The organism is Kitasatospora sp. NPDC004669 (assembly GCF_040609455.1).
Lineage (GTDB): Bacteria > Actinomycetota > Actinomycetes > Streptomycetales > Streptomycetaceae > Kitasatospora.
In genome coordinates, this window is sequence record NZ_JBEXKB010000004.1 from 150610 (window position 1) to 168492 (window position 17883).

Sequence of the window (17883 nt, forward strand, 5' to 3'; positions counted from 1 at the left end):
GCGAGTCGCCTTGGCAGCATGAGCCCCATGACACAGCTGATGGACCGTCCGATCCTGGAAGCGCCGGGCCAATCGGGCGGATACCCCGTGCTGGCCGACCTGTTGGCGGGGGTGCGGACGGCACTGGTCGGCCTGGCGGTGGTCACCGTACCGGTGCTCGGGCTCTGGATCGTGACACCGTACGCCGACTCGGGCGCGGCGGGTGTCACCCGGTTGGCGGGTGTGCTCTGGCTGCTGGGGCACGGCGCGCCGGTGCTGCGCGGGGGCAGGGACGCCCCGCTGACGGTGACTCCGCTGCTGCTCGGCGCCCTGGCGGTGGTGCGGCTGTACCGGGCGGGGGCCGGGGTCGCGGCGCGGCGCGGGCTGCGTTCGCGCTGGGGCGGCCCGCTGGCGCTGTGGGCGGGCTACTGGGCGGTGGCCGTCGGGGTGGCGCTGAACTGCGCGGGTGCCGGGCCGTTCCGCAGCCGGGTGCTGCCGGATCTCCTGGCGGTCGGTCTGCTCGCCGCACTGGTGACGGCCGTCGGCGTCCGCTCGGCGCGGCCCGCACCCGTCACGGTCCTGCCGCTGCTCGACCGCATCCCTGCGGATTGGCGGCCGACCGGCGTCGCGGCCGCGGTGCGGCGGGCGGCCGGCGCGGCCGGGGCCGGGCTGGTCGCGGCCGGCGGGGTGCTGGTGGCGGTGGCGGCGGCGCTGGACGCGGTGGCCGGCGGCGGGCACGGGATGGCGCTGCTCAGGGGCGGGCCGGCCGCGCTGCTCGGGTTGCTGCTGCTCACCGTGGTGCTGCTGCCGAACGCGGTGCTCTGGGGCGCGGCGTACGCGCTCGGCCCGGGCTTCAAGGTCGGCACCGGGACGCTGGTGTCGCCGGGCGGTACGGAGCTCGGCCCGGTGCCGGAGTTCCCGCTGTTCGCCCTGCTGCCCCAGGAGGGCCCGGGCGGCTGGCGGCTGGCGGTGCTGGTGCTGCCGCTGCTGGCGGGGCTGGTGCCGGCGGTCCTGCTGGGCCGCGCGGCGGCGGGCCGGCGCTCGCCGTACGAGGACGGTGACCCCTGGCGGCCCGCCGCGACGGTGGCGGCGGCCCTGGTGGCCGCGCTGCTGCTGGGTGCCGGGGCGGCGGCGCTCGGCTGGCTGTCGGGTGGTGCGCTGGCGGGTGGGCGGATGGCCTGGCTGGGGCCGGTGCCGTGGTGGACGGGACTGGCGGCGGCCGGCTGGCTGGCGCTGGTCGCCGTCCCGGGCGCCCTGCTGGTACGGCACCGCGCGCTCGGCCCGAGGGCCGGCCGGACCCCGGCGGACGCCCCGGTCGGGTACGCCGGGCTCGCGGTGTACGCGCGCCGGAGCGCGCTGCGGCTGCGCGCCCGTACGTACGTCCTCGTGCTGCGGCTGTCCGGCCGGGGCCCCGCCGACTGAAGCCGACGGCTACTCCGCGTTCCCGGTGAAGTCCACGTACCACTGCGGCGCGTAGCGGTCGCAGTTCTCGGCCCCGACGCTGGTCAGCGAGTCCCGGACGCAGGTCGCGTAGTCCTGGTAGTAGACCCCGAGCCCGATCACCAGGCCGACCATGGCGACGGTCATCGCCCCGGTCAGGATCCCGGCCAGCGCGGCCGGGGTGAGCGGGTTCGGCCTCGGCCCCCCGGGGACGGCGGCGGCCTGGGCGCCACCGGCCTGGGCCGTCGGCTGCTTGGCCCGCAGCGCGCTGACCCCCCAGTAGATCCCGAGCACCCCGACCAGCAGCGCGATCCAGTGGAACTCCGCGAACAGGCAGACGAGCGCGAACGGCCCGGCCAGTGCGGCGTTGCGGGCCCGGCGGTGGGCCGGGTTGGTCGGGTCGAGCCGGGGCGGCTGCGGCGCCGGAGGACGCTGGCCGGGGCGGCCGTCGCCGATGCCCTGGCCCCACGGCGGCGGGAGCTGCGGGCGGTCGCCGCCGCCCTGGCCGCCCTGGCCGCCGTTGCCCTCCTGGCCCTGGCCGGGCCAGGAGCCGCGCGGCTGCCACGGCTGGTCCGGGGCGTCCGCCGGCGGCGGCGCGAAGGGGTTGTGCTCGCCGTTGTCGTCGCCGCTGCTCATGGGTTCAGCCATTCCTTCTCGGTCGGGGCTCGTTCGGCGGGTCTCGCGTCGGAGCGGTCTTCCGCGCCCCCAATGATCCCGCAGCCGTTCGGGGGCCCGCCGGGGGCCCGTACCCCGAGCCGGGGCGGGCACGCGCAACTGCGGTGTGTCACCTGAGGAGATCCCCGTCTCAACTACGCGCGTAGCGCCGCTGGGAGGGTGCGGAGGCCGTCCGACCAGCCGTTATCGTGGTGACGGTCAGCAGCTCACATAGGTTCCCCGGGGCCCGCGTCGCGGCGGGTTCTCCTGGTGTTCCCCTTGGCTCGACCTGCCGTTCGTAGTGGCCCCACCGCCGGTGGATGTACCAGCGGACGGCGCCCGACCTACGGAGAATCGCGCAGTGGCCGCCGCCCCCGCCCAGCTCTTCCCGCCCCGTACGCCCGGACCGGCCCGCCTGGTGGTGCTGGTCTCCGGCTCCGGCACCAATCTGCAGTCGCTGATCGACGCCGTCGCCGACCCGGCCTACGGCGCGGAGATCATCGCGGTGGGCGCGGACCGGGACGGGATCGTCGGCCTGGAGCGGGCCGAGAAGGCCGACCTGCCGACCTTCGTCCACCGGGTGAAGGACTTCCCGGACCGCGCCGACTGGGACCGCGCGCTGACCGCCTCCGTCGCCGCCCACCAGCCGGACCTGGTGGTCACGGCGGGCTTCATGAAGATCCTCGGCCCCGAGTTCATCGCGGCCTTCGGCGGACGGATCGTCAACACCCACCCCGCACTGCTGCCCTCCTTCCCCGGCGCCCACGGCGTCACCGACGCGCTCGCGTACGGGGTGAAGGTCACCGGCTGCACCGTCCACCTGGTCGACGCCGGGGTGGACACCGGGCCGATCATCGCGCAGGGCGTCGTCGAGGTCGTCGACGCCGACCACGCCGATGGCGGCGAAGCGCTGCACGAGCGCATCAAGACTGTCGAGCGCAAGCTGCTCGTCGACGTCGTGGGCCGGCTGGCCCGCGAAGGTCACCGCATCGAGGACCGAAAGGTATGGATCCCGGCATGAGTGCCAGCTCCACCACGCCCCCCGTTTCGGAGAACATCCGTCCGATCCGTCGCGCGCTGATCAGCGTGTACGACAAGACCGGTCTGGAGGAGCTGGCCCAGGGCCTGCACGCCGCCGGGGTCGCCATCGTCTCCACTGGCTCCACCGCCGGCCGGATCGCCGCCGCCGGTGTCCCGGTGACCGAGGTCTCCGAGCTGACCGGCTTCCCGGAGTGCCTGGACGGGCGCGTGAAGACGCTGCACCCCCGCGTGCACGCCGGCGTGCTCGCCGACCTGCGCCTGGAGTCGCACCGCGCGCAGCTGGCCGAGCTCGGTGTCGAGCCCTTCGACCTGGTCGTGGTGAACCTCTACCCGTTCAAGGCCACCGTCGCCTCCGGCGCCACCCCGGACGAGTGCGTCGAGCAGATCGACATCGGCGGCCCGAGCATGGTCCGCGCCGCCGCCAAGAACCACCCCTCGGTGGCCGTCGTGGTCGACCCGGCCCGCTACGGCGACGTGCTGACGGCCGTTCGGGAGGGCGGCTTCGACCTGGCCACCCGCAAGCGCCTGGCCGGTGCCGCGTTCGCCCACACCGCCGCCTACGACGTGGCCGTCGCCTCCTGGTTCGAGGCCGGCTACGCCCCCAGCGACGAGCGTTTCCCCGAGTTCCTGGGCGCCACCTGGGAGCGGCAGAACGTGCTGCGCTACGGCGAGAACCCGCACCAGGGCGCCGCGCTGTACAGCGACACTGGGCTGATCAGCGGCTTCGCCGCGGGGGGCGGCCTGGCCGGCGCGCAGCAGCTGCACGGCAAGGAGATGTCGTACAACAACTACGTCGACACCGACGCCGCCCGCCGCGCCGCGTACGACCACGCCGAGCCGGCCGTCGCGATCATCAAGCACGCCAACCCGTGCGGCATCGCGACCGGCGCCGACGTCGTCGAGGCGCACCGCAAGGCGCACGAGTGCGACCCGGTCTCCGCGTACGGCGGCGTGATCGCGGTCAACCGCCCGGTCACCGTCGAGCTGGCCGAGCAGATCGCCCCGATCTTCACCGAGGTCGTCGTGGCCCCCGGCTACGAGGAGGGCGCCGTCGAGGTGCTGGCCCGCAAGAAGAACCTGCGGGTGCTGGTCGCCCCCGAGGCGCCGGCCAACCGCCAGGAGGTCCGCCCGATCTCCGGCGGCGTGCTGCTCCAGGACGCCGACCGGGTGCAGGCCGAGGGCGACGACCCGGCGAACTGGACGCTGGCCACCGGCGAGGCGCTCTCCGCGGCCGAGCTGGCCGAGCTGGCCTTCGCCTGGCGGGCCTGCCGGGCCGTCAAGTCCAACGCGATCCTGCTGGCCAAGGACGGCGCCTCGGTCGGCGTCGGCATGGGCCAGGTCAACCGGGTCGACTCCTGCAAGCTCGCGGTCGAGCGGGCCGGCGAGCGGGCCAAGGGCTCGTACGCGGCCTCGGACGCCTTCTTCCCGTTCCCGGACGGCCCGGAGATCCTGATCGCCGCGGGCGTCAGGGCGATCGTCCAGCCGGGCGGTTCGATCCGCGACGAGCAGGTCATCGAGGCCGCTGCCAAGGCGGGCGTGACGATGTACTTCACCGGCGCGCGCCACTTCTTCCACTGATGATGTGACGGCATGACAGAGCGGCCCGGCTCCCTCCTCGGAGGGAGCCGGGCCGCTCTGTCGTGGTCTCGTACCGTCAGTACCGCGGCCGGTTGAACCAGTTGACGCCGTCGCGGACGCACATGGCGGTGATCCAGATGACGCAGATCGCGACCCAGATCAGGCCGAATACGATGTTCACCGTGACCTTCTGGGAGATCCCGCCGACCAGGTCGATCAGGCCGAACAGCGAGGCGATCGAGGCGTAGACGATGGTGGTGATCCGGACACCGTTGCCGCCCCTGCCGAACTTCGCACCCAGCGTGATGGACAGCGTGGCGGCGAGCGCCCACACGATGCCGATGACGACCGCGATGCCGGCGGCGGCGTGGCCGATCGAGGAGATGAAGTCGTCGCTGCTCGCTCCGCTCTTGTTGACGGCGTCATTGGCGACCGCGGCCCCGATCAGGAAGGCGAGCGCGAGCAGCACCTGCGCACCGCCGACGATGAACAGCAGCACCCGGGTGGTCATCACCAGGCCCGGCATGGACTGCGGCACGGCCGGCGCGTAGCCGTAGCCCGGCGCGACCGGCGGGGCCTGTTGCGGGTAGCCGTAACCCGGGGCCGGCGGGGCCTGCTGGGGGTAGCCGTAGCCGGGGGCGGCCGGCGGCTGGCCGTACGGGTTGTTCGGGTCGGGCGGGTAACTCATGGATGCCTCCGGGCAGTTACGGGACGCGGGGACGGTACGGCGGAGGACCCGGTTGCGGCCGGCGAGTCGGGTCGGCGACAGAACGGGACGGTATCGGAGCACAGTGACAGCCCGGCGGCGCTGACGGGCGCGGCCGGCTCAGCAGTGCGATGAGGAACGGGCGAGCGAGGGCCGGGACGGGCACGGCACGGCGAGGACGGCACCGTGGTGGTCGGGCTGCTCGGTCTGCTGTGGTCGGATCACTGGCTCTTTCCCCCGGGTACGCCCCGCCGCGGGATCCGTCGGCCCGTCACCGGGCCGGGTCGCGGCAGGGAATGCCCGCATATCGTCAACCGGGCGGCAGTACCGTGTCCAGCCGGTTCCGGGTGCCGGGCCAAGACTGTGGCGCAACCGCAATGTGGTGCGGACCTTCCGTACCCGTCCGGCCGGCGGAGCGGCCCCGGTGCGGACGCCGGTCGCGATCCGGGAGAATGGGGTCATGACTGCCCAGATTCTCGATGGCAAGGCCACCGCGGCCGCGATCAAGTCCGAACTCGCCGCCCGCGTGGCGGCCCTCAAGGCGAAGGGCGTCACGCCCGGCCTCGGCACCGTCCTGGTCGGCGACGACCCGGGCAGCCGCTGGTACGTCAACGGGAAGCACAAGGACTGCGCCGAGGTCGGCATCGCCTCGATCCAGCGCGAGCTGCCCGCCACCGCCACCCAGGAGGACGTCGAGAACGTCGTCCGCGAGCTCAACGCCGACCCGTCCTGCACCGGCTACATCGTCCAGCTGCCGCTGCCCAAGGGCCTGGACCAGAACCCGGTCCTGGAGCTGATGGACCCGGACAAGGACGCCGACGGCCTGCACCCGACCTCGCTGGGCCGGCTCGCCCTGGGCATCGACGGCCCGCTGCCGTGCACCCCGCTGGGCATCGTCGAGCTGCTGCGCCGCCACGACGTCGAGATCAACGGCGCCGAGGTGGTCGTGGTCGGCCGCGGCATCACCGTCGGCCGCTCGATCGGCCTGCTGCTGACCCGCCGCAGCGAGAACGCCACCGTGACCCTGTGCCACACCGGCACCCGCGACCTCGGCGCCCACCTGCGCAAGGCCGACATCATCGTGGCCGCCGCCGGTGTCCCGCACCTGGTCAAGCCGGAGGACGTCAAGCCGGGCGCGGCGGTGCTGGACGTGGGCGTCAGCCGCAGCGAGGGCAAGATCGTCGGCGACGTCCACCCGGGTGTGGCCGAGGTGGCCGGCTGGATCTCCCCGAACCCCGGCGGCGTGGGCCCGATGACCCGCGCGATGCTGCTCAACAACATCGTCGTGGCGGCCGAGCGCCGCGCCGGCGTCTGACCCCCGAGGGACGGCGAGCATGACTGAACCGCGACCGGCGCGGACCCGGCGCAGGCCGGTCAAGACCACCGGCACCCTGCCGCCCGAGGGCGCGGCCCCGGCCCTCGGGCGCGACCACGCCCTGCCGGTCCGGCAGTGGCCGATAACGCTGGTCCTGTCGGTGGTCGGTGCCGGCCTCGCGGTCACCTGGTTCGCCGACTTCAAGGACGGCTTCAAGTACGGGCTGCTGATCCTCGGCGCCGGGGTGCTGCTCGGCGCGGTGCTGCGGCTGGTGCTGCCCGAGGTCGGGATGCTGGCGGTGCGCAGCCGCTTCACCGACGTGATCGTGCTGACCTTCCTGGGCGCCTCGATCGTGCTGCTGACCCTGGTGGCGCAGCCGAACCCGTGGCTGGAGTTCCCGCTGCTCGACAACATCGGCCAGTTGATCGGTCGGCCCAAGCACTGAGCCGCCTTCGCACTGCGGCCCCGTCCGGGATTTCCCGGGCGGGGCCGCAGTGCGTCTGTGACGCATCAGCCACGCCCGCACACGCGGCGTACGCTTCCCTTTGCGATAACCTGACGCCGGTCTCTCGATGTCGAGAGATCATCCCTGGCTCCAGTGCCGGTGTGCCTGGGGCACCTGGCGATTTGCTGGAGAAGGTAGAAATGACCCGCACCCCCGTCAACGTCACCATCACCGGAGCGGCCGGCCAGATCGGCTACGCGCTGCTCTTCCGCATCGCCTCGGGCCACCTGCTCGGTGCCGACGTGCCGGTGAACCTCCGCCTCCTGGAGATCCCGCAGGGCCTCAAGGCCGCCGAGGGCACCGCCATGGAGCTCGTCGACTGCGCCTTCCCGCTGCTGCGCGACATCAAGATCACCGACAACCCGAACGAGGCCTTCGACGGCGCCAACGTCGCGCTGCTGGTCGGCGCCCGTCCGCGCACCGCCGGCATGGAGCGCGGCGACCTGCTGCAGGCCAACGGCGGCATCTTCGGCCCGCAGGGCAAGGCCATCAACGACCACGCCGCGGACGATATCAAGGTCCTGGTCGTCGGCAACCCGGCCAACACCAACGCCCTGATCGCCCAGCGCAACGCCCCGGACGTCCCGGCCGAGCGCTTCACCGCGATGACCCGCCTGGACCACAACCGCGCGGTCGGCCAGCTGTCCGCCAAGACCGGCGCCCTGGTCTCCGACATCAAGCGCGTCACCATCTGGGGCAACCACTCCGCCACCCAGTACCCGGACGTCTTCCAGGCCGAGATCGCCGGCAAGCCGGCCTTCGAGGCCGTCGGCAGCGACCTGGCCTGGCTGGAGAACGACTTCATCCCGACCGTCGCCAAGCGCGGCGCCGCCATCATCGACGCCCGCGGCGCCTCCTCGGCCGCCTCGGCCGCCAACGCCGCCATCGACCACGTGTACACCTGGGTCAACGGCACCGCCGAGGGTGACTGGACCTCCATGGGCGTCGTCTCCGACGGCTCCTACGACGTCCCGGCCGGCCTGATCTCCTCCTTCCCGGTCACCACCAAGGACGGCAAGTTCGAGATCGTCCAGGGCCTGGAGATCTCCGACTTCTCCCGCGCCCGCATCGACGCCTCGGTCAAGGAGCTGACCGAGGAGCGCGACGCGGTCCAGGAGCTGGGCCTCATCTGAGTCCCGCCCGCACGGTCCGCCCGGACGGCCCGCCCTCTCCCGAAACCGGGGGACGGCGGGCCGCCGCCGTGTTCGGGGTCCCGTACACACCGGCCACCTACACTGGCCCGCTGTGAACGAAACCCTCGGGGACGCCGCGCTCGTCCTCGTCTTCATCCTGCTGGGCGGGCTGTTCAACGTCGCCGAGATCTCGCTGATCTCGCTGCGCGAGGGCCAGATCCGGACCCTGGAGGCGCACGGCACCCGGCGCTCGGCCCGGGCCGCGCACCTGGCCGCCGACCCCAACCGCTTCCTGGCCGCCGTCCAGGTCGGCGTGACCTGCATGGGCTTCCTGTCCGCCGCCTTCGGCGCGGACACCCTGGCCGGCAAGGTGGCCCCGCTGTTCGTCGACGCCGGGCTGTCCCAGGGGGTGGCCGACGCGCTCGCCCTGGTCGGCCTCACCCTGGTGATCAGTTACGTCTCGCTGGTGCTCGGCGAGCTCACCCCCAAGCGGATCGGCCTGCAGCGCGCCGAGTCCATCGCGGTGGTCGCCGCCCCCGTGGTGGACGTGATGTCGGTGGTGCTGCGGCCGGTGATCTGGCTGCTCGGCCACTCCACCAATCTGATGGTCCGCCTGCTCGGCGGCGACCCGGCGGCCGGGCGCGGCTCGATGAGCTCCGAGGAGCTGCGCGGCCTGGTCGCCGCCAACACCGAACTGGGCAGCGATGAACGGGCGTTGATCGCCGATGTGTTCGCCGCCGGGGAGCGCCAGCTGCGCGAGGTGATGGTCCCGCGCACCGAGGTGACCTTCCTGGACGCCGAGCGCCCGCTGGCCGCCGTGCGGCACCAGGCCGAGACCTCGCCGCACTCCCGCTACCCGGTGGTCGAGGGCAGCGCCGACGTCGTGGTCGGCTTCGTCCACGTCCGCGACCTGTACGGCGCCCGCGGCGAGCAGGCCGTCAAGGTCCGCGACCTGGCCCGCCCGGTCAAGCTGCTGCCCGCCACCAAGCTGGTGCTGGAGGCGATGGGCGAGATGCGCCGCGAGGGCCACCACCTGGCCATCGTGGTGGACGAGTACGGCGGCACCGCCGGGATCGTCACCCTGGAGGACCTGGTCGAGGAGGTGATCGGCGAGATCCGGGACGAGTACGACCGGCCGGAGACCACCACCACCCGCCGGCTGGCCGGCGGCGGCATGGAACTGGACGGCCTGCTCAACCTGGGTGACTTCGAGGAGGAGACCGGCGTGTCCCTCCCCGAGGGCCCGTACGAGACGGTGGCCGGCTGCCTGGTCGCCTCGCTCGGCCGGCTGCCCAGGGACGGTGACCAGGCCCGTATCCCGCTCGACGGCGGGGGAACGGCGTTGCTGACGGTGGCGAAGGTGGAGGGTCGGCGGATCGCCCGGGTGAGGGTGAGTGCCGTCACACCGGCCGAACCTCCGGGGGCGGACGTTTCCTGAGCGACCGGTGGAACTGGAACAATGGCCCGCATGGTCAACGCAGCGGTCACTGGTCCGGTCAAGGACCGTCCCCGGGTGCTCTCCGGCATCCAGCCCACCTCCGGCTCGTTCCACCTCGGCAACTACCTGGGCGCGGTGCGTCAGTGGGTCGACCTGCAGAAGGAGAACGACGCCTTCTACATGGTCGTCGACCTGCACGCGATCACCGTGCCGCAGGACCCGGCGACTCTGCGCCAGAACACCCGGATCTCCACCGCCCAGCTGCTCGGAGCCGGCCTGGACCCGGAGCACTGCACCCTGTTCGTCCAGTCGCACGTGCCCGAGCACGCGCAGCTCGCGTGGGTGATGAACTGCCTCACCGGCTTCGGCGAGGCCTCCCGGATGACCCAGTTCAAGGACAAGTCCTCCCGGTACGGCGCCGACAGTGCCACCGTCGGCCTGTTCACCTACCCGATCCTGCAGATCGCGGACATCCTGCTCTACCAGGCGGACGCCGTCCCGGTCGGCGAGGACCAGCGCCAGCACGTGGAGATCACCCGCGACATCGCGGAGCGCTTCAACTCGCGCTACAGCCCGACGTTCACGATCCCGAAGCCGTACATCCTCAAGGAGACGGCGAAGATCATGGACCTCCAGGACCCGGGCATCAAGATGAGCAAGTCGGCCTCCTCGCCCAAGGGCCTGGTCAGCCTGCTGGACGACCCGAAGGTCAGCGCCAAGAAGTTCAAGAGCGCCGTGACCGACACCGGCACCGTCGTCTCCTACGACGAGGAGCGGAAGCCGGGCGTCTCCAACCTGCTGAGCATCCACTCCGCGCTCAGCGGCCAGTCGGTCGAGCAGCTGGTCGCGCACTTCGAGGGCAAGATGTACGGCGCCCTGAAGACCGAGCTGGCCGAGCTGTTCACCGAGTGGGTCGCCCCCTTCCAGGAGCGCACCAGCACCTTCCTGGACGACCCGGCCGAGCTGGACCGGGTGCTGGCGGTCGGTGCCGAGAAGGCCCGCGCGGTGGCCTCCGAGACGCTGGCGACGGTGTACGACCGGATCGGCTTCCTCCCGGCCGCCAAGCGGTGACTCCCCTCACGCACCTGCCCGATGGTGGCGACCTCCCGGAGGTCGTCACCATCGGCGTGTCCGTGAGCGTCCCGGACCCGTACGGGGCGCGGATCCAGGACGCCCGGGCGGGGCACGGCGACCCGCACGCCCGTTCGATACCGACGCACGTCACCCTGCTGCCGCCGACCGAGGTGCCGGCCGAGCTGCTGCCGAAGATCGAGGAGCACCTCGCCGCGGTGGCGGCCGCGCACCGGCCGTTCCGGATGCTGCTGCGCGGCGGCGGCACCTTCCGCCCGGTCTCCCCGGTGGTGTTCGTCCGGGTCGAGGAGGGCGCGCAGGAGTGCCGGCTGTTGGAGGCGGACGTCCGCTCCGGCCCGCTGGCCCGTGAGCTGGCCTTCCCGTACCACCCGCACGTGACGGTCGCGCACGGACTGCCGGACGACGTGCTGGACCGGGCGTACGAGCAGGCGCGCGGCTTCCGGGCGTCCTTCACCGTCCCGGGCTTCTCGCTCTCCCGCTTCGACGCGGACGAGGTCTGGCGGCCCTGGCGGGGCTACTCCTTCTCCTGAACCGGCCGGCCGACGGCGACTGCCGCTCGGTGCGACCGCCGCTCGGTGCGACTACCGCTCGGTGCGGCCGAGTTCGAGCATCCGGTCGACCACCCGGCGGGCCGCGCCGCCGTCGTCCAGCGCGCAGTGCTCGGCCCGGAAACGCCGGTAGCGCTCCGCGTACCCGGGCGGCAACTCGGCACCGCTGTCGGCGAGTTCGCGCAGCGCGCCGAGCAGTTCGGCCGAGGTCGGCACCAGCGGGCCGGGGGCGTTCGGCTCGAAGTCGAAGTAGAAGCCGCGCAGGGTGTCGCGGTAGTGCTCCAGGTCGTAGGTGAAGAAGTACACCGGGCGGCCGGTGATCGCGAAGTCGAACATGATCGACGAGTAGTCGGTCACCAGGACGTCCGCGACCAGCAGCAGCTCCTGCGGGTCGGGGTAGTCCCCGCAGTCGTACAGGAAGCCGTCGCCGGCGCCCGGCAGCGGGTCGCGCACGTGGGAGTGCGGGCGGACCAGCAGCACGTGGTCCTCGCCGAGCAGCCGGCGGGCGTGGTCGAGGTCCAGCCGCAGGTCGAGCCGGAAGCCCTGGCCGTCGCCGCGCTGCTGGTCCTCGCGCCAGGTCGGCGCGTACAGCACGATCCGCTTGCCCTCCGGCACGCCGAGCCGACGCCGGACGGCCGCCGCGGTGCGCGGGTCGGCCTGGGCCAGTACGTCGCCGCGCGGGTAGCCGGACTCCAGCACCTCGCCGCCGTAGCGGAAGGCGCGCTGCAGGATCGGGGTGGCGAACGGGCTGGGGGAGAGCAGCAGGCTCCACTGCGGGGTCTCCCGGTCGAGCGCCTCCAGGTAGCCGTGGTCGGCCAGCCAGGGGTTGTCGACGTCGTGGGCGATCCGCTTCAGCAGCGAGCCGTGCCAGGTCTGCACCACGACCTGGCCCTCGCGGCGCTCCAGGAAGTCCGGGAAGTGGGTGTTGCCGACCAGGTACCGGCAGGTGGCCAGCGCGCGGTACCACTCCGGGCTCCAGATCCGCACCGGGCGGACCCCGGGCGGCAGCTCGGCCTGGGCGTCGTCGACCACCCACAGGTGCTCCAACGGCTCGCCGCGGCGGGCGAGTTCGGCGTGCACCGCGCGCGGGGAGTCGGCGTAGCCGCGGCCGCCGAAGACGTCGTACAGCACCGCCTCGCGCAGCGGCTCGCGGCGGGCGGCCGGGTAGCGCTCGGTGCGCAGCCGCTGCTGCGTCCAGGCGCTGCGCTCGGTGGGGTCGAGCACCGGGGTGGAGTCCACCAGCAGGGTGTCGTGCCAGCGGCGCTGCAGCAGCACCTGTTTGCCGCCGACCGCGGCGGTGGCGGGCAACGCGGGCAGCGCGGCGGGGGCGGCGAGCAGCGGCCGGGCCGGGCCGGAGCGGTCGACCGGCTCCAGCGCGGCCTCCCAGACGCCCTTGCGCAGCGGCAGCACGGCGCCGTCCGAGCCGGTGCGGGTGGCGGGCATCCGGACCCGGAAGCGGCCGCCCGGTTCGGGCTCGACCGGGGTGCGGACCTCGCCGGCGCTGCCGGTGTGCCGCAGCACCAGCTCCAGCCGGTCGGCGGCCGGGTCGGGGCAGTGGCCGGTCAGCACGAAGCCGCCGAAGTGGACCGCGATCCGGTCGACCATCCCGGCCGCCGGCTGGACGCAGACCTGGAGCCGGCCGTCGGCGAGGTGCTTGAGGTAGAGCACCCGGTCCAGGGCGTCCGGCAGCGGGTACTGGCCGGACACCGGGCCGCCGCGCTCGTCCAGGCAGGGCCGCTCGGTGCTGCCGTCGGGCCGCAGCAGTTCGGCGTCCCAGTGCTCCAGCTCGCCCCGGCCGCGCCCGGCGGTGGTGAACGGCCGGTACGGCAGGTGGACGGTGAAGGTGTTGCCGGTGCGGGTCACCGGCTGTTCGAGCACCGCGTCGCTCTGCCGGTGCCGCAGCCGCAGCACGGTGCCGGAGGGGCAGTGGTCGGCGATGCCACTCAGCTCGATGCCGTCGGCGCCGGGTGCGGCGCGGTTGATCCGCATGCCCGGGCGTTCCAGCCGCAGCCGCAGTCGGCCGTCCTCGAAATGGGGCTGGAGGCGGACGCCCTGGTCCACCCAGCGGGCCGGGGGGTACTCGCCGGAGCCGCACCAGTGCGGGGCGAGGGCGCCGTACTGGCGGCGCAGCCGGGTGGGGCGGGGGTGGGTGATGAGGGTGGTCTCGATCTGCCAGTCGCCGAGCAGCCAGTGGCCGTCGGGGCGCAGTCGGTCGGGCTCGATCAGCGCGGTGAAGCCGGACCAGTCGTGGTTGTACTCGGGCTGGGCGCTGTCGTCGGTGACCTCGGGCATTCTCCGGGGTCTGGAGCGCAGGTGGACCGGCGGCCGGCTCTCGTCCTCGTGGCGCAGGGTCAGCCAGGTCCAGGCCGAGCCGGGGCGGCCGGTGTCCAGGTTCAGCGGGCGGGCGAAGCCGGTGAGCTCCAGGCCGCGGCCGTGCCAGCGGGCCCGGAGCAGGCCGAACACCACGTCCTCGTCGACGGCGGGCCGGCCGGCGGGCACGCGGGGGGCGGCGTGCGGCAGGACGAACCGGGTGAGCGCAGGCATGGTGCGGGGGAGCCCTTCGGGGACGGGGTCCCGGACATGGCGGTGACCGGGAGGGGCCGCGAGCCGATGGCGAACCGGTCCGGGGCCGAATTGATATCCCATACCCGGAAGGCGCCCGTGGTCAACTGTACAGTTCGGAGAATTTCCTTTGAAGTTCGTCAGTTAAGCGTAAGTTCAAGTGCAAAATGGACGTAAAGGGTGAGGCGGATCTCAGGAAATTCCCAGGCAGCGCCGAGGCGCCCGGCGTGAACCGCGCCGGGCGCCTCGGAGGATGCCGGTGGCTACTCCTTGCGGAGCATCGCGTCGACCACCCGGGCGGAGGCCTTGCCGTCGTCCAGATCGCAGTACGCCTCACGGAACGCGGCCGCCTTGTCGGCGTACTCGGCCGCGACCTCGTCCACCCGGCCCAGCGCGGCGACCAGCTCCTCGGAGGTGGCCAGCAGCGGACCGGGCGCCTCGGCCTCGAAGTTCAGGCTGAAGCCGCGCAGGTTGTCCCGGTAGTGCTCCAGGTCGTGGGTGAAGAAGAGCATCGGCTTGCCGGTGGTGGCGAAGTCGAACACGCTCGCCGAGTAGTCGGTCACCAGCACGTCGGCGATCAGCAGCAGCTCCGCCATGTCGGGGTAGCTGCCCACGTCCCAGATGTAGCCGTTGCCGGCGCCCGGGATCTGGCCGCACATCACGTTGTGTCGGCGCACCAGCAGCACCTGGTCGTCACCGAGTGCGGCCCTGGCCGCCGCCAGGTCGATCCGCAGGTCGATCTGGTAGCCGCCGTTCGGCCGGCGCCGGTCCTCGCGCCAGGTCGGCGCGTACAGCACGACCTGCTTGCCCTCGGGCAGGCCGAGCCGTTCGCGAACCTGCTCGGCCGTCTTCTCCCGGTCGGCCGCGAACAGAAGGTCATTCCTGGGCGAACCGCTTTCCAGGATCTCGCCCTTGAAATCGAACGCGCGCTTCAACACCGGGGCCGACCAGGTGTTGCCGGCCACCAGCAGGCTCCAGTTCGGAATCTCGCGGATCAGGCCCTTGAGGTAGTTGGAGTCGGTGAACCAGACCTTCTCGAAGTCGAAGCCGACCTGCTTCAGCGGGGTGCCCTGCCAGGCCTGCAGGACCACCTGGCCGGGGCGGCGGACGAAGAAGTCGGGCAGGTGGGTGCCGGTGACGATGTACTTGGCGGTCGCCAGCGCCTCGAACCACTCCGGGCTCCAGAGCCGGATCGGGGTCGCCGACTGCGGCAGGTCGGCCTGCAGGTCGTCGCTGCCCCACAGGTGCTCCAGCGGCAGGCCGCGGCGGACCAGCTCCTGGTGGATCGCCTTCGGCGAGTCCGCGTACACGCTGCCGTGCCCGGCGTTGTACAGCACCGTGTCACGAATCGGCAGATGGCGGGCGGTCGGGTAGTGGTCCGTGCGCAGCAGGCGCTGGCGGTAGCCGGCCCGCTCCTCGGGCAGCAGCGCCGCGTGCGACTCCAGCGACAGGCCGTCGTGGTAGCGGCGCTCCAGCCCGATCCGCTTGCCGCGGGATTCCACTTCGAGCGGCAGCGTGCCGAAGCAGTCCGGGGTGACCATCGCCGAGGAGTCCGGCAGGTCGGCCACCGGCACGCCGACCGGGCGGAAGAAGACGTTCCAGGTACCGGCGGCGAGCGGCACCTGCCCGGCGAAGGAGGCGGTCGGCACGGCGGGCAGCGCCGTGCGGAACCGGCCGTCCGAGATCTCCACCGGGTAGACGTGCTCCTCCTCGCGCCAGTGGTGCCGGACCACCAGCTCCCAGCGGTGGGCGCCGGGCAGCGGGAAGGAACCGCTGAGCAGGAAGCCGTCGGCTCCGCGCGAGGCCACCTCGTCCACCAGCGGCTGCAGCAGCTGGTCGCAGAACTGCAGGTGGCCGCCCGGGGAGGGCTTGGAGTAGAGGGCCCGGCGCGGCTTGCCCGAGGACTGCGGGTCCAGCGGCAGGTGCAGCTGCTCAGGCGCGTTGCGGTCGTCCCAGGCCAGCCGGACGGCGCTGCCGTCGGCCAGCAGCAGTGCGGCGTCCCAGCGGTCGCGGCTGCGCTCGGCGGCCACCGGGTCCAGCTCGGCCCAGGCCTCGCGGACGGCGGTCAGCTCCGCGACCGGGAAGGAGGCCGTGAACGGCTGCAGCGTGCCGGCCGGCGCGCCCAGCTCCAGCGGGAAGGACAGCTCGCGGTCGGACTCGAGGTGGGTGAGCTGCAGCCGGGCCCCGGCGAAGCTCACCCCGGAGCGCGCGGCGCCGGAGACCTCCACCCGGCCGCCGTGCGCGGCCAGGCCGGTCACCCGGGCCTTGACGGTCTCCACGTGCAGGTAGACGAAGCTGTCCCGGACCCACGGCACGATCCGCACGTCCGGCTCGACCCAGTGCGCCGGGATGTACTCCGCGGTGTCGCTCCAGCCGGCCGAGACCCGGCCCTTGTACACCCCGCCCTTGCCCGCGCCGGCGACCAGGACGCGCCAGTGGCCGTCCTTCCACTGGCCGCGGTGCTTGAGCTTCTTCGGGTCCAGGGCGACGGTGAAGCCGGACCAGTCGCAGCTGTACAGGTCGTGGCTGCAGCTCGCGGTGGCCTCGGGGCTGTACTGGGTCTTCATCGGCACCGCGACGACCCGGCGGCCCTTGGTCTCGCGCAGCACCAGCGTGCGGACCATGTCGTGCTTGGACGCCGCGCCCAGCTGCTCCGGGTACGCGTACCCGGTCAGCTGCAGCTTCCCGCCCACCCAGGCGCTCTCGTACAGCCGGCTGCGCATGACCAGCGAATTGTCCAGCTTGAGCACGCCGGCCGGCACGCTCCTGCGCCCGCCGCGCAGGAACGGGTAGTCGGCGTACGGACGCAGCAGACCGCGGGCCTGGACACCGCCGTTGCTCTCGCCCTCGTACTTGATCTGCTCGACGAACTCGTCGATCCGGCCCTGCAGGGTCAGGTGGTACTTCAGCCGCAGCGGCGCGCGCAGCTTGCGGACCTGCTCGGGGCCGATCGCCCGGAGCAGCCGGCTGACGTGCTGGATGTAGGCGTCCCGGTACTCCTTGTCGCCGTCCACGACGGACCAGAAGAACATCGGGATCTCCTCGACGAGGGTGTTCTCGTCGTAGGAGCGCAGGTACTGGGCGAAGCGCGGATCGGTCTGCTTCTTCAGCCAGCCGCGGACCAGCTCGACCGAGGTGACGCGGTCGACCAGGCCCTTGGGGTTGGTGCGCATCTGCGTGATCGACATCTCGCCGACCTCGCGCTCGCGCCAGTGGTAGATCGGCTCGGAGAGCACGTCCACGCTCTTGGCCAGGTAGTGGTGCGGGACGCTGACCGGCGCGTCCTCGTACAGGATGCCCTCGGGGTAGAGCAGCCCGGCCGCGTCGAAGAACGAGCGGCGGTACACCTTGTTCCACGCGGTGCGGTCGGTGACCAGCGCCGGGATCTCGGTGATGTGGGTCTTGAGCTTGGTCGTCCTGAACGGCTTCGAGTGCCCGCCGGACTGGTAGTAGCCCACCGCGCGGAAGCGCAGCACGTTGCCGGTGCAGAAGTCCGAGCCGGTCTCGTCCAGCGTGTTGATCATCAACTCGTACGCGCTGGGCGGCATCGAGTCGTCGCTGTCCACGAAGCACAGGAACTCGGCGTCCGGGTCGATGTGCCGGATACCGGTGTTGCGGGCCGCGCCGAGGCCCTTGTTCACCTGGCGGACCAGCCGGAACCGGGAGTCCTTGGCCGCGTACGCCTCGGCGAGGGCCGCGCTGTCGTCCTTCGAACCGTCGTCGACCATGACGCACTCGAAGTCCGTGAAGGTCTGGGCGGCGATCGAGTCGAGGCATTCGACGAGATAGCGCTCGACGTTGTAGATCGGAACGACGATGGAGAGGCGGGGAGCCATCGGCTACGCAGGCCTTTCTCGGGAGGAGCGTGGCAGCCCGGTGGGGGCCTGGCCGC

At 72.7% G+C, this 17883-nt stretch carries 13 protein-coding genes; 9 read left to right on the forward strand and 4 right to left on the reverse strand.

The annotated features are described in order from the left end of the window. Nucleotides 1-27 precede the first annotated feature (27 nt). The gene (locus tag ABZW30_RS05470) at nt 28-1401 is read left to right on the forward strand and encodes a DUF6350 family protein (RefSeq protein WP_355669704.1); all 1374 of its coding nucleotides are present in this window, start codon (nt 28-30) and stop codon (nt 1399-1401) included. A gap of 9 nt (nt 1402-1410) precedes the next feature. Here ABZW30_RS05470 and ABZW30_RS05475 read toward each other — a convergent pair whose 3' ends face one another. Next, nucleotides 1411-2055 carry a hypothetical protein gene (locus tag ABZW30_RS05475; RefSeq protein WP_355669705.1) on the reverse strand — a complete coding sequence of 215 codons (645 nt, stop codon included), beginning with the start codon at nt 2053-2055 and terminating at the stop codon, nt 1411-1413. 379 nt (nt 2056-2434) lie between these two features. Here ABZW30_RS05475 and purN point away from each other — a divergent pair, with 379 nt between their 5' ends. Together purN and purH are read left to right on the forward strand one after the other, a co-directional pair. Then, nucleotides 2435-3094: a phosphoribosylglycinamide formyltransferase gene (gene purN, locus ABZW30_RS05480; RefSeq protein ID WP_355669706.1), complete on the forward strand. Its 660-nt coding sequence runs from the start codon at nt 2435-2437 to the stop codon at nt 3092-3094. After that, nucleotides 3091-4692 (forward strand): bifunctional phosphoribosylaminoimidazolecarboxamide formyltransferase/IMP cyclohydrolase, encoded by a 1602-nt coding sequence (gene purH, locus ABZW30_RS05485; RefSeq protein WP_355669707.1) that lies wholly within the window; start codon nt 3091-3093, stop codon nt 4690-4692. The genes purN and purH overlap by 4 nt, the downstream gene beginning before the upstream one ends. 76 nt (nt 4693-4768) lie before the next feature. Here the strand turns inward: purH and ABZW30_RS05490 are convergent, their stop codons facing one another. Further along, on the reverse strand, nt 4769-5380 hold the full coding sequence (locus ABZW30_RS05490; RefSeq protein WP_355669708.1) for a proline-rich domain-containing protein: 612 nt from the start codon (nt 5378-5380) through the stop codon (nt 4769-4771). A 478-nt stretch (nt 5381-5858) separates the two neighbouring features. Here ABZW30_RS05490 and ABZW30_RS05495 point away from each other — a divergent pair, with 478 nt between their 5' ends. The 6 genes from ABZW30_RS05495 (at nt 5859) to ABZW30_RS05520 (ending at nt 11411) form a co-directional block, all read left to right on the forward strand. Beyond that, a complete protein-coding gene (locus ABZW30_RS05495) occupies nt 5859-6713 on the forward strand; it encodes a bifunctional methylenetetrahydrofolate dehydrogenase/methenyltetrahydrofolate cyclohydrolase (RefSeq protein WP_355669709.1) in 855 nt (284 codons plus the stop codon). Nucleotides 6714-6732: 19 nt separating this feature from the next. Then, entirely contained in the window at nt 6733-7158 is a 426-nt protein-coding gene (locus ABZW30_RS05500; protein ID WP_355669710.1) for a DUF3017 domain-containing protein, read from the forward strand. Between the two features lie 200 nt (nt 7159-7358). Further along, a complete protein-coding gene (locus ABZW30_RS05505; RefSeq protein ID WP_355669711.1) occupies nt 7359-8351 on the forward strand; it encodes a malate dehydrogenase in 993 nt (330 codons plus the stop codon). Between the two features lie 112 nt (nt 8352-8463). Continuing rightward, a complete protein-coding gene (locus ABZW30_RS05510; RefSeq protein ID WP_355669712.1) occupies nt 8464-9789 on the forward strand; it encodes a hemolysin family protein in 1326 nt (441 codons plus the stop codon). Nucleotides 9790-9819: 30 nt separating this feature from the next. Beyond that, the gene (gene trpS, locus ABZW30_RS05515; RefSeq protein WP_355669713.1) at nt 9820-10860 is read left to right on the forward strand and encodes a tryptophan--tRNA ligase; all 1041 of its coding nucleotides are present in this window, start codon (nt 9820-9822) and stop codon (nt 10858-10860) included. A 62-nt stretch (nt 10861-10922) separates the two neighbouring features. Beyond that, complete coding sequence (locus ABZW30_RS05520) at nt 10923-11411, forward strand: 2'-5' RNA ligase family protein (RefSeq protein ID WP_355669714.1); 489 nt, start codon at nt 10923-10925, stop codon at nt 11409-11411. 51 nt (nt 11412-11462) lie between these two features. On the opposite strand, the gene ABZW30_RS05525 is transcribed toward ABZW30_RS05520, so the two are convergent. After that, on the reverse strand, nt 11463-13973 hold the full coding sequence (locus ABZW30_RS05525) for a CDP-glycerol glycerophosphotransferase family protein (protein ID WP_355669715.1): 2511 nt from the start codon (nt 13971-13973) through the stop codon (nt 11463-11465). Nucleotides 13974-14254: 281 nt separating this feature from the next. Beyond that, complete coding sequence (locus ABZW30_RS05530) at nt 14255-17827, reverse strand: CDP-glycerol glycerophosphotransferase family protein (protein ID WP_355669716.1); 3573 nt, start codon at nt 17825-17827, stop codon at nt 14255-14257. Between the last annotated feature and the right edge of the window lie 56 nt (nt 17828-17883).